Here is a 17,223-nt window from a genome sequence, read left to right on the forward strand (position 1 = left end):
TGTTTCATTTTTTTAACGAATTTGTAATTTTAACGTTGCTAAATTAGCTTTAATTTTATCAAATTGTTGATTAACATCTGCTTCTGTTAATTGTTTTATCATATTATTAAAAGTAAAACTAATTGTTAAAGCACGATGATTTGGCATTGTTTTTTCATCAAAATATTGGTCAATCACTTCCATTGTAACAACATCTTTTACTTCTGTTAAAATTGTTGCTTTAATATCTTGATAGTTTAATTCGTTTGGAACTCAAATTGAAATATCACGACTACTTGGGGTAAACTTATAAAGATCGGCAAAGAAAGTTCTTTTTTTTGCCAAATAATTAAAAATTACTTCAAAATTAATTTCACCAAAATAAACTGGTGATTTTAAATCATGTTCTTTACTATAGACGGGATGAACCACACCAACCACCGCTAATAATTGTTTCTCTAATCAAACTTCACTTGTTTGATATGGATGATAAACATTATTTGCTGGTGCTGGTTGATAAGTTAACATATTTAAATCAATTTGTTCACTTTCAAGATAAGCTTCTAGTAAACTTTTTATATAATAATATGAATTTGTTAATTGCTCGCCAGTTGCTTTATTTTTTACAATTTCTGTTTGACTAACAAATGCCCCATGATAATAATTTTCCCCATCATTGGCATAAATTTTTTCAACCGTAAATAATTTTATATTTTTATTATTGCGGGCATTGTTATAAGCAATACTTTCTAATAAACTATTTGTTAAACTTAAACGCATTACTTCGTGTTCTTGGGATAATGGTGATAATAAATGGTATGGTTTTTGATAACCAAAAAAGTTAAAATTTTCAATTTCCTTCGTACTAACTAAAGCATAAGTTTTTGCTTGATAAAAACCATTATTTAACAAAAATGTTTCAAAATTCTTCATTGTTTTTTCATAGGGGCGTTTTGCTTTTGCTATGTTAGGAAGAATTGGTGGCTGTGGTGTAATTTGATCATAACCAAACAAACGCGCAATTTCTTCAATTAAATCTGCTTTTTGAAAAATATCAGTTCTTGTTACGGGCGGAGTTACTAATAGTTTTTCCCCTGTTTCTTGTAAGCGAAACGCTAATGGTTCTAATAAAGTTTTAATATCTCCTAACTGAAAATTATGGCCAATTAACTCGTTAATTTCAGTTAATCTAATACTAATTGGTTCAACTGCTTTTTTATATTCTTTAATAAAATTTAAAGCAGATAATTCTTCTAAAAAACCATTAATTTTTAACAAGTATAAATAACGTGATAGTCCTAACCCAACTGTAGCATAACTAAGTGGTTTAATATAACGTTGTAAATTAATATTACTAATCCCAACTTTTCGTTGTTGTTGACGCATAACGATATGATTTAAATGTAATGCTAAAACAGTAATTTCAACAGTCTTGGCACTAACAGCATACGTTGGATTTACCCGCACCCCAATTAATTCAACAAATTCATCACCATCAACAACAACTAAATCACCTTTTTTAATTGCAAAAGTGTCATTTTCATAATTATCAGTAATTTCTAAAGTTCCTTTAATTTTATTAAAATCATAAATTAATAATGGTTGTCCTGTTTCTAACGTTGTTTTAATTGCTAAATCTCCCAATGGATCAGTAACATCTGATTTATATTCATTAATTTTTAATCATACTCGTTCCGCCAGTTTTAATGGTGTTTGTTCTGCTGTCAACTTGACATTAACACTAATGGCTGATTCTACAGCAGTTGAATCTAACGTCACTTTTAATGGATTTTGATATTCTTTTAAATTCTCTGTTGATTCAAGTTCTAACGGATATAATTCACTATTAAAATAACGGGCCAATTCACGGGCCAATTCATAAGCACTTAAACAATCACTTCGATTTAAGGTTAAATCAATTTCAAATAAATAATCTGTTAAACCAATTTTTACTAAAACATCATCAGCTCCAATCATGTCATAAGAAACTTCTTTTTCATTAAAACTTAAAATAATTTCATCTTTTTCTTGGTCTGTTAAATACTTCTCAGAAATACCTAATTCACTTAACGAACACAACATTCCTTCCGAAGCGTATCCTTTAATTTGGCGTGGTTCAATTTTCATCCCATTTGCTAAAACAGCTCCTGGTTTTGCAACAACAGCATAACCATTTTCAGTTGGATTTTTAGCCCCACAAACAATTGGATCAACTAATTCTTGTGCTGTATCAACTAAGCAAAATTTTAAATGCGTGTCAGGAATTTCATTTACAACTTGGATGCGACCACAAACAACGTTACTATTACGATCAAAATTATGAGTGCGTTCAACCTCAAACCCTAAACTATTTAATGCCGCAGCAATTTCATCATTAGTAATATCTTCAAAATCAATATATTTATTTAATCATTTTCTTGTAATAATCATCATGGACCTCCTAATCAAATTTCTTAAACTGTTCTAAAAAGCGAACATCATTTGTATAAAACCGACGAATATCATCAATCCCATATTTAATCATTGCAATTCGTTCAATCCCAATCCCAAAGGCAAACCCAGTTAAATCTGGGTCTTGACCGCAAGCTTGATAAACCAAAGGATTAATCATTCCAGCCCCCATAATTTCAATTCATCCTGTTTGTTTGCAAATTGAACAACCTTGACCATGGCAATTAACACAAGTAACATCCAATTCAACCGAAGGTTCGGTAAAAGGGAAGAAACTTGGTCGTAAACGAATCTTAGTATTTTCACCGAACATTCTTTGACAAAAGTATTGAATTGTTCATTTTAAATTAGCAAAACTAGTGTGCGGAGCAATTAAAAAACCATCCACTTGCATAAATTGGTGCGAATGTGTTGCATCATCATCATCACGCCGATAAGTATTCCCTGTTGAAATCATTGCGACAATTTCATCTTTTCTTTTCATTTGCGAAATTGCACGTGCTGTCATATTTGTACAATGTGTTCGTAATAAAGTATTCTTCGTAATATAAAAGGTATCTTGCATATCACGTGCTGGATGACCAATTGGTAAATTTAACCGTTGAAAGTTATATTCATCATCTTCAACTTCGGTTCCAAAAACAATATCATAACCTAACTCTTGAAATAATTGTGAAATTTCATCAATAACTTGGTTTAACGGATGTTTTGTTGCTAATGTTAAATTATATCCCGGTAATGACAAATCAATTTTTTCTTGTTCAAACATTGCCATCGCCATTACATTTTCTAATTCGCTTTTCTTTGCTTGACATAATTCTGTTAATGTTGTTTTAATAACATTTGCTCGTTTGCCAACCGTTAAACGCTCTTCATTACTAATATCTTTCATTTTCTTTAAAAGTTCATTTAAAATTGATTTTTTCCCGAGATATTCTAATTGTAACGCCGCTAATTCAGCCGTCGTTGTTGCGGCGTTAATTTTTTCAGTTGCTGTGGTGAATAATAATTCTAATTCTTTTTCCATGGTTTTTTCCTTTCTTTTGAATGATTATTAAGTAATAAAAAACCTTGCTTATATCAAAATATAAACAAGGAATAATTACTTACGGTACCATCCTTTTTTTACTAATAAATTAGCCTTAATTACAGGTAACGAATTATTATCAAAATAATAATCCGGCTGGGATTAGCAGCTCTCCTTAGGTGAATTCCTAACCACCTAAGCAGTTATTTCCACCACCCATAACTTCTCTGTGCCTTAAGTTAGAAAGCACTACTCCTAATTCAAAGATTTAATCTGAAATTTTATAATTACATTATAACCCATTTTATTCTGTTAGTTCATTTAGTTTCCGTTTTTTTACCAAATACATTGATAATAGTCATGATAAGACTAAAATTACACTAATAATAACCCCAACTTTAACTGGTGTTTGTCAATTTAATTGTAAATTAATAACAAACTTAAACTGATGGAGAATAATATCAATTGCAAAGTACCACACTAGTAATGAAATAACATATGCTAATAAAAACATTAATAAAACACCAAAGACATAATTACCAATAATAATAAAGTTTACTTGCCGTGGTTTATATCCTAAAGCTCGCATTGTTAAAATAATTTGACTTGCTTCGTCAATTACTGATGAAGTAATTACTGCTAAAATAATAAAGATAATCATTCCATTTAAAGTTTGTAAAATTAACAAGGAATCATTTAAAACCCCTAATCCTGCTTGGGCTAATAGTTTTTGTAAAGCAATCATTTCAACATTATTAAGTCCCGTAAAAATACTAATATCAGTTCCATCACTAGTTATGGTCTGCATAATTTTTTGGAAACTATCTGTAAGATCATGGTTAAAAATATTAATTGTTAGGTTTTGTAACGTAATCTTGTAATTTTGTTTACCAGTTAATAAATCTTTTGGATTAATTTTATCATGCACCATAATTTCTTGCGAAATTACCCCATTATATAAGTCAGGAACTGGTTGCCCATAAAAATCACGGAAAAAATAACGAATAACATCAGCATTAACAAAAATATTACGACGCGTGGTATCATTCTTAATAATCCCTTTGACCACAATTGAAATATCATATGGTGTTAAAGTATTTTTAACCGTAAATTCATAGCCATCACCAATTTGTAAATTATTCAATCGTGCCATTTTTTCTGAAATTATCGCTGGAATGGTGGTGCGACTTAATGGCGTTGTTAATAAATCAGCAACAACTTGCTGATCAATTCCTTGCATTTGATAAAATTTAGCCCATATTTGGGGTTCAATTCCTTTTAAAACAAAATCATTTGTAACTGCTGTTTCATTAATGCTTGGGGTAACTGGCAAATTAATTAATGGTAATTCAGTTTGCGGATTATAATATAAGGTATTAAAAGTAAGAACCGTTTTAACTTGGCTTTGGTCAATGATTCCAGTTCAATTAACGAGATTTTTTAATCAATCTGGCGGTGACACCCCGACCATAGTTGATAAGTCATTAATAACTGACATCAAATCAGTTAAATAAACTGACTTGTTAATTGGTTGATAATCAAGCAGTTTTTTTAAAGTAGCAGGGTTCCGCGGATTTTGATGAATATCAGTTGCAAGAATATGAAAAGCAGCCAACGAAGCAGCTTGGGTTTGTTCCACATTTGCTGTTGGTACGACCTGAAAATGATTATTATTAACTAACTGTAACTTTTCTTCACCACTAGGGTTCTGATAACGTGCTGCCAGCATTAATGTATTAGGAAACTGAAACCGATGGTCAACATCTTTTTGATAAACATTGCTAAAAGATTGCACAATATCACCAAAAATATCCGAAGCATTAAATTGAATAATAAATAATAATGACGAAATAAAGAAAATAAACATTACAACTGTTCACTTTAAAAAACCTTTTAACGTAAATGCTAACTGAATTCGAAATAAAAAACTAGTTTTTTGAAAGATATGCTTAATACCCATTACTAGAAAATTAAAACGTAATTTTCCAGCACCGTTAATTAACACTAAACTTGGCTTGCGCAAATAACTGTAAATAAACAAAAATGATAACCCGGTAAATAAGATTGGAATCACCAAAAACAACATCAGCATAAACTGTCATGGGGCATAAATTAAAGCAAATGGAATTAATAATCCTGGGGTATACAAGGTATTGACATACAACTGAATTGGAATACTAAAACAATAACCTAACGCAACCCCCAAGAACATTGTTAAAAAGAATTTTGTGGAAAAAACCCAGGATAATTCTGCTGTCCGATAACCAAATGCTTTAAAAATCCCAATTTGACGCCTGGTTTTATTAATTTCCTTTTTCATTGTATAGTTAATAAAAACAAAACCTAAAAATAATAAGACACTACCAACAGCACTATACAAAATAATTTGAATGTTAATGTTTTGTGTTTGCGTTGCAATATAACCATCATCATAAGCAACTAATGTTGTTGTTGGATTGATATAAGCTTGATGCAAATCATTTTTTAAGGTTAGAATTGCTTCTGAGGCATTTAACTTAACTAAAGCTTTTTGTGACACTCTAAATTTAGTAATCCCTAATTCACCTTTTGCATTAGCATCAGCTAAAGTGCTAATCATAGTTGGGGTTGTAAATAAAACGCCATACTGACGAATATCATTATTATTTGTTGGTCGTAACCCGCCACTTGTTCCGGTAATAAAATTATCTAATTTATTTCCAATTCCAACGATTTTTAAACTAAATTCTGGTTTAGTTGGAATAATAGCAATCATATCACCAATTTTAAACTTATTTTGTTCAGCAAATAAACTACTAATAACAACTTCATTATCTGCTGTTGGTAAACGCCCTTGGTATAACTTTAATTGGTTAAAATTAACATTACCCCCACCATTGGCTAAATTTGGAACAACTGCAGCAGTAATTGCAAAATTATAATTTGGTGTAGTTTGTTGTGTAATTGATATTGTTTCAAAAACACCAGCTGAATATGCTGCTGGCATTGTTTGAGTGAATAACCTTGTCAATAATTCTTTACTTTGATTATAATCATATTTTTTAAAATACGATCAGGCAATTGGATTAATACCGTCAATGTTGGTCTTTGTGCCACGACTTGCTTCAATTTCTCCAAGTTTATTTATAATTTGCCCATAACGACAATTCTTTTGTAATGCGGGGTTCGAGACAGCTGCACAAGTGGCTTCCGTTGCTTTTCATCAGATACTATTAAGATCTAAAATTGGTTGGTTTGTTTCACCAGTTACTTTAATTTTATGATTATTTTTATCAATAAATTCATTATGTAAATAATAGTTTTCAATAAAGTTGTCATTATATTCATCTGGTGCACCAACAAAAAAATAATCTCATTTTTGAGAAGTGCTAGTTAAATCATTATATTTTAGTTTATATTGTAATACCCCAGATAAAATCCCGGCAATCGTCGCAATAATAATAATTACAAACAAAATTAAACCTGTGGCTTCAATTCAGTTTTTAAAATATGATTTTAAGTAACTTTTTAAAATTTGACGCATAATGTCTCCCCGTTGAATCGTATTTTTGCCCTAATTTTTTTTATTATATCAAGGAATAATATAATTATTTTAATATAACAATAAAAAATAGGTCCATTTTTTATTTTGAGAACCTATGATAATCGTTATTCGAATCAATTAATTCTGCTAAAACATAACCAATTTGTTCAATAATATCGGTTGGTAACAATGGTTTTTTATATTGCGAAATTTCATCACCAGCAAAACCATGCAAATAAGTTCCAATAATGGCAGCTTCAAATAACTCATAACCTTGTCCAATTAAACTAGCAATTAAACCAGTTAAAGTATCGCCCATCCCAGCTACTGCCATATAAGGGTTCCCCGTCCCGTTAATATAAACAATATTACCATCTGTAATAATTGATTGATAACCTTTTAGTACAACAATGATCTTGTATTTATTAGCAAATTCTTTTGCAATATTTACCCGGTCTTGTAAAATTTCTTCAACACTTTTAGCAATCAATCGTGATAATTCTAAGACATGAGGGGTTAAAACACCACGGCCACGTAATTTACGCAATAATGGCGGGTCTAAAACATTAATGCCATCAGCGTCAACAACAATTGGCCCCTTATAATTATCTAAAATATAATTTAAAGTATTATATGTTCGCTCTGTTTTTCCTTTTCCCATTCCATAAGCAACAATGTTAACTTTATTTGTTAGTAAATCTAAAATACGATTACGATCATAAGAATCACAAAAGGTCACTTCTGGGGTGGTATGATTGGTTTTTCCTAATATTTCGGGCGAAACCGCTCAAATTACTAAACCAATTCCAGCATTTAAAGCCATATTAGCTACTAATGTTCCAGCATTTACATACTCTAAACTTGAAGCAAAAATAATTAAATTACCATAATCCCGCTTATGTGAAATTAATGGTCGTGATTGTAACTTAATACTATTATTATAAAATAGATTATTATTAACTAATTGTGAACAAATATCATTGACAGCCTTTGGATGAAAACCTAACTGTCAAAACACAACTTCTCATAAGTAAGGAATAATATCATAAATAATAAATGCTGTTTTATAAGTAAAAAAAGTAACTGTTTTATTAGCTTTTATTAAAATTGTTGGAATTATTGCTTTATCATTATCAATTCCACTAGGAATATCACACGATAAAACATATTTTTGGACTTGATTAATTTTCTTAATAATTTCAGCAATTGCTGCTGGCATTTTACCTTGATATCCAATCCCAAAAATACAATCAACAATAAATTCAGCTCATAAAAGTAGTTTATCAAGATCATCACTTAAAAAACTAATTGTTACATTAGCTAAAGATTTTAATTGGCGATAGTAATGTGCCACTTCTGGTGTCTTTGCCGCATCAAAGTCTGCCTTAGAAGTACAAATATAAACATGCACTTTTTTAGTGGCATCATAATCACTAATTAATTTTGCCAAAGCAAGCCCATCGCCCCCATTATTTCCAACATTACTAAAAATTAAAAAATTATTAACCGTTAAATTAACATGATTAAATAATCCCTCTGCTGCTTTGGCCATTAATTTAATGGCGGGAATTTCTAATTGGTTAAAAATAAAATCATCAATTTTTTTACTATCGGCTTGGTTAGTAATATAAAGCATAGTTTTTCATCTCCTCACTTAATTATAGTCAATTAAAGCAGAAAAACCAGTTTTAAATTCCTGGTTTTTTTAAAATTTCAACTTTTTCCTTATAATTTGGCATATATCGTTCAACATAATATCAAAACGATTTTGAATGATTATGATGCACTAAATGCGATAATTCATGAACAATAGCATATTCTAATACCGTTGGGTCAAAATGAATTAGTTTTGTGTTTAAAACAATTTTTTCAGTTTGCGGATAACAGACACCTCATTTTCGTGTCATTGCTTTCACCGATAAATTTTTATAAGTTAAACCCATTGTTGCTGCTCATTTATCCAATAATTGTTCAAATTTATAACTAAATTTTTGTTTCAAAAATTGGTGTAACTTTTTAACATTTTCCTCATAACTACCAGCATCTTTCATTACAAATAATTGACGATTAATAATTTTGGTATGAACATTTTCGGCAGTTAATTGTAACGGATATTTTTCATTAAAAACAAAGACATAACCAGTTCCATCGGGATTAATCATAATTTTACGGTAATTATCATGAACATCAATTACAGTAATAATTTTTTTAATATTTTTATAAATTAAAGCTTCAATTTCCCAATCATACGCATGACTTGGAGCTGAAACTTTAATTTTGCCATTATTGACATTTAAAACAATATTTTTTTGTTCTTTAATAATTAAATCATATTTAATTAAATTGCCCTGATATGGTAGCACTTTTTGAAATGCCATAATGTTCCTCCCTTACTAAAATAGTTTTTGATTAATGATGATCATCATGTTCTTCAGTATTATCATTATTATCGTTAACATAATCATCAAAGTTATCAGTTGGATTAACATAAGATTTTGGTTTTGCTTTTTCTGATTGTTTAGTAATATCTTCGCGATATTTTTTTCCGGCGGTTCAAATTTTATCAATATCACCCAAGAAAACTTTTCCATCATACGAATTATCAACACGAGCATTCGGATTTACCCGTTGTTTCCCACTAATTATTGGTACTGAACCAATTCGTTCTTCTAACTCTCGCGTATCTAATGGCATATGTTGTTTGGATTTTGGAATGATAATCGAACCTGGGCCAGTTCCTTTTTGTTGCGGTGCTGATGAAGTTGTTTCACTAAAAACAGGAGCAGAATAATCATGGTGTTTAATGATATCGCCTTTTTTAACAAAATTACCTTCTTGTTCAATCATAACACCAGTTGGTGATTCGTCAACTACCCCAACTCCTTCTTCAATTGTGCGTAAGTACTGACCTTTAGCGCCAACACGAATTGGTGCTTTTTCATCAGGAGTTTTACTATTATCTTTTCAACGACTATTATCATATTCTGCTGTTGGTTCAGCTAAATGCGCTTCACCTTGTTCATTTAACATTGCATTACGCGCCATTTTCTCTTTTAATAACGCCATTTTTGTTTTTAAATCAGTTGCTGCCGGATTTTTATTCGTTGCCCTAGGAGATGCATCTTCACGAGCAGAACGTTCCGCTTGGTTAACCATTTCTTTTTGTGGTGTTAATCCTTTTGCTCCAATTTTACCAGTTGTTAAATTAATTGCTGATAAACGATTTTGTTGATCTTTTGTCAATGGTTTTGCTTGGCGTGCTTTTCGATAATAAGTTGTTGTTAAGATTCCACCAAGAAGAGTAAAAACTGGCCCAATAAACAATAAAGCAAAACTAGGATTAATTTTTAGTCCTAATTTAAAAACACTTAATCTTGTTTTTCCATCTGGTGTTTGAACACCAAATACTACCGCAAGAATCAGAAAGAAACACGTAAGAAGACCAAGAATTAAAGCAAAAACAACGCCAAACCCTTTATAACCACCATTTTTTGTTAAATAATTTGGAATTAAATACATTAACACTAAAAAACTAGAAATTCCTATTAAAATTCCACCCACCAAGGTTGGATTAGCAAGGACTTTGATATACATTGTTTGATCTGAAAATTGCAATACAAACCGCACAATATCTTCAAGCAACATTCGTGCTGCTTCATAAAGTAAATGACTAGTACTCATTTTAGCTTTAAAAATAATTAATAACCCAAAAAAAAGCGCGCTAAAAAGCCCTCCAATTGTTAGAAAAATTAATGACTCTCCACGTAATTTCTTCATTCTTTTCACCTATCTTTTAAACTTAACACAACCATACATATATTATTTATCTTCTAAATATACACAGTAATTATACCTTATTTCTTTTAAAACTAGTAATATTAATTATATTTTAATATTTTAAAATGTAAAAAAATTTGCGTAATAACTAATAAATAATAAAAACTAAATCTAAATTAGAACGCAATTCATCCTATTTGATAGTTAATATTACTTAACATTACACTATATAAAAACACTAAAAATGTGCTTAAAATAAGCACATTTTTTAAATTAGTTTTTTGAATTTATTTTAATAAATGCGGTTTGATTATCACTAGCTAATTTTATCTCATAATAATCAGCTAACTTTTCTTTAAAAAATGATAGTGTTTTAGTGTTATTAAAACCATAATTTCTTGGATCAAAATCAGATTTTCTTCGAATTAATAATGAAATAACTTGGGAGAATTCGGCAAAACCATCATCAGTTGAAATTTCATTAATAATGTTATTTACCAGGGTAGTTAGGCTTTTAATATCACCTCCTATTTTTTTAGATTCTTTATTATTATTTTTTATTTTATCAATGTTAATAAATTTATTATATAAATTTTTAAATTCTTCAGAGATATCTTCTTTATTTCCTGCTCCAATAACTTGAATATTTTGTTCTCTTAATGTCATTGTTAAAGGAGCAAAATCTGAATCATTTTTCGCTAAACATATTGCATTAATATAATGTTTATTAAAAACTAAATCCATTGCCTCGATTGTCATTCTAATATCGGTCGCATTTTTTCCGGTAGAATATGGCAATTGCATAATTGGCATTAATCCTAACTTCTTAAGTTTTTCTGAAAGTTTTTTATCTTCAAAATTAGAATAAAAAACTTTTTTCATTATTATATCTCCAAACATTTCTAGTTCTTTTAATAAAATTTTTAAATCTTCTTAATTATTAAAATTATCATAATCAATAAGTAAGGCGGTTTTATATTTAACTTCTTCCATCAATTATCACCTTCAAATTTATAGTATCATAATATTTTAAAAATCACTTGTCTTCTTTAATTTTGTCGAAAACTCTTGATATTTATAAAATATACCTAAAATTAGGTATATTTTTAATATATAGAGGTAAATAAATGATGAAAAAAATAATTACAGAATTAATAAATAGCTTAACAGATGATCAATTTTTAGAATTTTATGAAAAAATAAAACAACAAGCAGACTTAATTAAAAAACAAAAACGTTTAAATGAAATTGATCAAAAATTTAGAGATAAAGGCATTATATGTCCTAATTGCAAATCTTTTCATTGTGTTAAAAATGGTCATAATTCCGAAGGAAAACAAAAATATTTATGTAAAAAATGTCGTGCTAGTTTTGATGCATTTCGTCATCATTTTACTTATTGAAGTCATTTAAATTATGAACAGTGAAATTTATTAATTCAAATTTCATTGTTAGGACAATCTAGTAAAATAATTTCTCGTTTTATTAAAACAACCCCAAAAACCGCTTGATATAATCGACAAAAATTAATGCAATCAAAACAATTAGAAAATACACAGTTAAAATTTAAAAAATTAAATGGTCAAATCCAAATGGATGAAACATTTATTAAAGAAATTCATAAAGGCAATTTTAAAGATAAATTTGATAAACGAAAAACTCATCTCGATCCATTTTCAACTGATACCAAATGCTGTATTCAAATGGCAGTTGATAGCAATAATAATATTTTTGTTCAATCCACCAATACCAAAAGATTACAAAAACAATGGATTATTGAAAATATGAATAAGCAACTAATTAAAGAAAAATCAATAATTATTTCTGATATGCAACCACTATATTTATTAGTAGCAAAACAAACAAATTCTACTCTATATTCCACCAAAACTAGTACAAACCCTGATACTAGTTATCAAAAGTTAAATAAGATTAGTAAATTACAATCCAGTCTTAAAGAAGCCTTAATTCATTATCATGGTTTGGGTTTCACTAATATTCAAAATTATTTAAAGCTCTGAAAATGAAAATACCAACACAAAGGTTTAACACCAAACCAACAATCAACGGTATTATATTTTAACGTTTAAAAAATTTAAAGCAAAATCATAATCTTACACAAAATTAGTTTTCAAATTGTCATATTGATGATTTTTTTTATTTCATCAAGAGTTTTCGACAAAATTAAAGAATATTCCCTTTAATTTTGTCGAAAACTCTTGATATTTATAAAATATACCTAAAATTAGGTATATTTTTAATATATGGAGGTAAATAAATGATGAAAAAAATAATTACAGAATTAATAAATAGCTTAACAGATGATCAATTTTTAGAATTTTATGAAAAAATAAAACAACAAGCAGACTTAATTAAAAAACAAAAACGTTTAAATGAAATTGATCAAAAATTTAGAGATAAAGGCATTATATGTCCTAATTGCAAATCTTTTCATTGTGTTAAAAATGGTCATAATTCCGAAGGAAAACAAAAATATTTATGTAAAAAATGTCGTGCTAGTTTTGATGCATTTCGTCATCATTTTACTTATTGAAGTCATTTAAATTATGAACAGTGAAATTTATTAATTCAAATTTCATTGTTAGGACAATCTAGTAAAATAATTTCTCGTTTTATTAAAACAACCCCAAAAACCGCTTGATATAATCGACAAAAATTAATGCAATCAAAACAATTAGAAAATACACAGTTAAAATTTAAAAAATTAAATGGTCAAATCCAAATGGATGAAACATTTATTAAAGAAATTCATAAAGGCAATTTTAAAGATAAATTTGATAAACGAAAAACTCATCTCGATCCATTTTCAACTGATACCAAATGCTGTATTCAAATGGCAGTTGATAGCAATAATAATATTTTTGTTCAATCCACCAATACCAAAAGATTACAAAAACAATGGATTATTGAAAATATGAATAAGCAACTAATTAAAGAAAAATCAATAATTATTTCTGATATGCAACCACTATATTTATTAGTAGCAAAACAAACAAATTCTACTCTATATTCCACCAAAACTAGTACAAACCCTGATACTAGTTATCAAAAGTTAAATAAGATTAGTAAATTACAATCCAGTCTTAAAGAAGCCTTAATTCATTATCATGGTTTGGGTTTCACTAATATTCAAAATTATTTAAAGCTCTGAAAATGAAAATACCAACACAAAGGTTTAACACCAAACCAACAATCAACGGTATTATATTTTAACGTTTAAAAAATTTAAAGCAAAATCATAATCTTACACAAAATTAGTTTTCAAATTGTCATATTGATGATTTTTTTTATTTCATCAAGAGTTTTCGACAAAATTAAAGAAAATCTTCTTTAATTTTGTCGAAAACTCTTGATATTTATAAAATATACCTAAAATTAGGTATATTTTTAATATATGGAGGTAAATAAATGATGAAAAAAATAATTACAGAATTAATAAATAGCTTAACAGATGATCAATTTTTAGAATTTTATGAAAAAATAAAACAACAAGCAGACTTAATTAAAAAACAAAAACGTTTAAATGAAATTGATCAAAAATTTAGAGATAAAGGCATTATATGTCCTAATTGCAAATCTTTTCATTGTGTTAAAAATGGTCATAATTCCGAAGGAAAACAAAAATATTTATGTAAAAAATGTCGTGCTAGTTTTGATGCATTTCGTCATCATTTTACTTATTGAAGTCATTTAAATTATGAACAGTGAAATTTATTAATTCAAATTTCATTGTTAGGACAATCTAGTAAAATAATTTCTCGTTTTATTAAAACAACCCCAAAAACCGCTTGATATAATCGACAAAAATTAATGCAATCAAAACAATTAGAAAATACACAGTTAAAATTTAAAAAATTAAATGGTCAAATCCAAATGGATGAAACATTTATTAAAGAAATTCATAAAGGCAATTTTAAAGATAAATTTGATAAACGAAAAACTCATCTCGATCCATTTTCAACTGATACCAAATGCTGTATTCAAATGGCAGTTGATAGCAATAATAATATTTTTGTTCAATCCACCAATACCAAAAGATTACAAAAACAATGGATTATTGAAAATATGAATAAGCAACTAATTAAAGAAAAATCAATAATTATTTCTGATATGCAACCACTATATTTATTAGTAGCAAAACAAACAAATTCTACTCTATATTCCACCAAAACTAGTACAAACCCTGATACTAGTTATCAAAAGTTAAATAAGATTAGTAAATTACAATCCAGTCTTAAAGAAGCCTTAATTCATTATCATGGTTTGGGTTTCACTAATATTCAAAATTATTTAAAGCTCTGAAAATGAAAATACCAACACAAAGGTTTAACACCAAACCAACAATCAACGGTATTATATTTTAACGTTTAAAAAATTTAAAGCAAAATCATAATCTTACACAAAATTAGTTTTCAAATTGTCATATTGATGATTTTTTTTATTTCATCAAGAGTTTTCGACAAAATTAAAGAAAATCTTTAAAAGTTTCTAAAAACATATATGGTAAAATTGAAAATTGACATCATATTTTATATTCAAATTTAGAACTATCAAAATTTTTAATTTGATATGTTAGACTACTATTTGGATTAAAATCACTAGTATCTACAAATTCTCAATTACTACTACTAATAAGTATATCACCATTACCTAATAATGAATTACCATTAATAGTTTTAATATTTTCACCCGATATTAATTGATCTTGTTTTAAATCAGAAACAGTAATCTCATTTTTATCATTTTTAATAATATATTTATTATCAATTTTAATATCACTACCGCCACTTTGTTTTGCTTTTCATACATTATTTTCATAATAAATCGTGTCATTATCAAACGGAACAATAAGTTTAATATATTCGTTATAATCAATTTTAGAAAAGTCATTAATAGTAGAATAAATAATATTTATTGAATTATCAGTTTGTAATCGTTCTTTTAATCAAAATAATAATGTTGGATAAAAAGTTTTTTTACTAATATGCTTATATTCTTCTTCTCATGGATGAGCATAATTATCTAAACTATAATTATAAGGTCTAGATACTGTTTTACTAGATATAATATCAATAATTTCACCTGCTAATTTTAAAGCATTTTTAACATCACGAGTAATATTTTCATTTGCTTCTGGGTCATTAGTTTGTGAATATGCTACACCACCTTGTGAAAATGAAGCACTACCAGTTAAATCATTAACTCCTTTTGGTAAATATCAATTTATAACTGCTAATAAACAAGCAGATTGAATATAACTTAATCATTTATCATATTCAATTAAACCAGTATTATCTTTTTTTACTCAAGGAAACAAATCTTTTTTATTAATTTTATCTGAAATTGTTCCACCTGATAATCTATCCATTCATAAACTAGTTTTTAAAATAGCATTATAAATTAAATTATCATTATAAGCAGATTGTTTACGATCATTAATAGGTTGTCAAAGTTTACTTTCTTTAACATCTTCAACTGTTATAAATAACAAATTACTTAAATTATTTTCCATATAAAACACCCCTTAATTGATTACGATATTTATTTTTTAAATTATTTGGTTTATAACTATTAACCTTTCTTTTGGTTTTATTAATTGCTTTAATAGATTTATTAACCTGATAAAATTTATTTTTAACTGGTGTTTTATATAAATTCTTAATATTTTTAACATCACTTTTTCGTTCTCGATATCATTTTTTATTATTAATTTCACCAGCAAAATTAAAATTAAAATGTCCAATCTTTAAATTATTAATAAACTTTTTAATTTGTTGTAATTTTTGAACTGTTGGTAATGTTAATTTAGTAGTTCCTTTGGGATATTTTTCTTTTAATGCTTGTGGTAATCGTTTTTTAATATAATTTCTTAAATGACTAGGTAATCATTTTCTTAATCAATAACGCCAAAATAAAGTCCCTGCATTAGAAACAGCATTACTTAATAATTTTCAAATTTCAACTGGAACACCAGGATAAACATATGGACCATAAAATTTTGGATGTTTTGCTGTTTTTGTATATATTAAAATAGTTAAATTACCTGTTAAAGTTAACTTATTTGTAATATTAAACATACCACTATCAAGTCAACTACTATTTAAAGGCTGTCAATTAGTATTTAGATAATTTTCATTTTTAAATTGTTCTCTATTTTGAATATTATTATCTTTTTCTAATTGACTTAATGTTTGTTGAATTTCTTTTTGATATCCTTTTTTAATTAAATCTAAATAAGTAAATGGATTTAATCACTGATAAATATCTTCAACTTTACTTGTAATTTTATTATATTTATCAGTAATATAATTAATTGGTTTTAATACTTTATTTTGAACTTGATTAACTCTATTAATTAAATTTACAAATTTACTTATTAAAGGTTTATTTTCTAAATTAGATACTAATAAAGTTAAAACTCGTAAAATTAGTAGGTTCATTGTTT

12 protein-coding genes are annotated in these 17,223 nt (G+C 27.5%); 3 read left to right on the top strand and 9 right to left on the bottom strand.

The window, feature by feature from the left end; genetic code table 4:
• Positions 1 to 12: 12 nt before the first annotated feature.
• The 7 genes from pheT to ACOBME_RS02460 form a co-directional block, all read right to left on the bottom strand.
• Positions 13 to 2,412, bottom strand: coding sequence for a phenylalanine--tRNA ligase subunit beta (pheT, locus tag ACOBME_RS02430; protein ID WP_419334104.1), 2,400 nt, complete (start codon positions 2,410 to 2,412; stop codon positions 13 to 15).
• A 7-nt stretch (positions 2,413 to 2,419) separates the two neighbouring features.
• Positions 2,420 to 3,457, bottom strand: a complete 1,038-nt coding sequence (gene pheS, locus ACOBME_RS02435; protein WP_338963668.1) for a phenylalanine--tRNA ligase subunit alpha — start codon at positions 3,455 to 3,457, stop codon at positions 2,420 to 2,422.
• Positions 3,458 to 3,761: 304 nt separating this feature from the next.
• Positions 3,762 to 6,980, bottom strand: a complete 3,219-nt coding sequence (locus ACOBME_RS02440; RefSeq protein ID WP_419334107.1) for an FtsX-like permease family protein — start codon at positions 6,978 to 6,980, stop codon at positions 3,762 to 3,764.
• Between the two features lie 100 nt (positions 6,981 to 7,080).
• A complete protein-coding gene (locus tag ACOBME_RS02445; RefSeq protein ID WP_338963670.1) occupies positions 7,081 to 8,616 on the bottom strand; it encodes an NAD(P)H-hydrate dehydratase in 1,536 nt (511 codons plus the stop codon).
• Between the two features lie 52 nt (positions 8,617 to 8,668).
• The gene (locus tag ACOBME_RS02450) at positions 8,669 to 9,358 is read right to left on the bottom strand and encodes a M48 family metallopeptidase (protein WP_338963671.1); all 690 of its coding nucleotides are present in this window, start codon (positions 9,356 to 9,358) and stop codon (positions 8,669 to 8,671) included.
• Between the two features lie 31 nt (positions 9,359 to 9,389).
• Positions 9,390 to 10,757, bottom strand: coding sequence for an MFS transporter (locus tag ACOBME_RS02455; RefSeq protein ID WP_419334110.1), 1,368 nt, complete (start codon positions 10,755 to 10,757; stop codon positions 9,390 to 9,392).
• 273 nt (positions 10,758 to 11,030) lie between these two features.
• The gene (locus tag ACOBME_RS02460; protein ID WP_338966559.1) at positions 11,031 to 11,684 is read right to left on the bottom strand and encodes an NYN domain-containing protein; all 654 of its coding nucleotides are present in this window, start codon (positions 11,682 to 11,684) and stop codon (positions 11,031 to 11,033) included.
• A 200-nt stretch (positions 11,685 to 11,884) separates the two neighbouring features.
• Here ACOBME_RS02460 and ACOBME_RS02465 point away from each other — a divergent pair, with 200 nt between their 5' ends.
• From ACOBME_RS02465 to ACOBME_RS02475, 3 genes are all read left to right on the top strand, one after another.
• On the top strand, positions 11,885 to 12,847 hold the full coding sequence (locus ACOBME_RS02465) for an IS1/IS1595 family N-terminal zinc-binding domain-containing protein (RefSeq protein WP_338963247.1): 963 nt from the start codon (positions 11,885 to 11,887) through the stop codon (positions 12,845 to 12,847).
• Between the two features lie 188 nt (positions 12,848 to 13,035).
• Entirely contained in the window at positions 13,036 to 13,998 is a 963-nt protein-coding gene (locus ACOBME_RS02470) for an IS1/IS1595 family N-terminal zinc-binding domain-containing protein (RefSeq protein ID WP_338963247.1), read from the top strand.
• A 188-nt stretch (positions 13,999 to 14,186) separates the two neighbouring features.
• The gene (locus tag ACOBME_RS02475; protein WP_338963247.1) at positions 14,187 to 15,149 is read left to right on the top strand and encodes an IS1/IS1595 family N-terminal zinc-binding domain-containing protein; all 963 of its coding nucleotides are present in this window, start codon (positions 14,187 to 14,189) and stop codon (positions 15,147 to 15,149) included.
• A gap of 94 nt (positions 15,150 to 15,243) precedes the next feature.
• Here ACOBME_RS02475 and ACOBME_RS02480 read toward each other — a convergent pair whose 3' ends face one another.
• Together ACOBME_RS02480 and ACOBME_RS02485 are read right to left on the bottom strand one after the other, a co-directional pair.
• Positions 15,244 to 16,290, bottom strand: a complete 1,047-nt coding sequence (locus ACOBME_RS02480) for a hypothetical protein (RefSeq protein ID WP_419334112.1) — start codon at positions 16,288 to 16,290, stop codon at positions 15,244 to 15,246.
• A complete protein-coding gene (locus ACOBME_RS02485) occupies positions 16,280 to 17,218 on the bottom strand; it encodes a hypothetical protein (RefSeq protein ID WP_419334113.1) in 939 nt (312 codons plus the stop codon). Before ACOBME_RS02485 ends, ACOBME_RS02480 begins: the two co-directional genes overlap by 11 nt.
• Positions 17,219 to 17,223: the final 5 nt, after the last annotated feature.

Origin of the sequence: Spiroplasma endosymbiont of Sarcophaga variegata (assembly GCF_965178695.1) — a bacterium.
Taxonomy (GTDB): Bacteria; Bacillota_I; Bacilli_A; order Mycoplasmatales; family Mycoplasmataceae; genus Spiroplasma; species Spiroplasma poulsonii.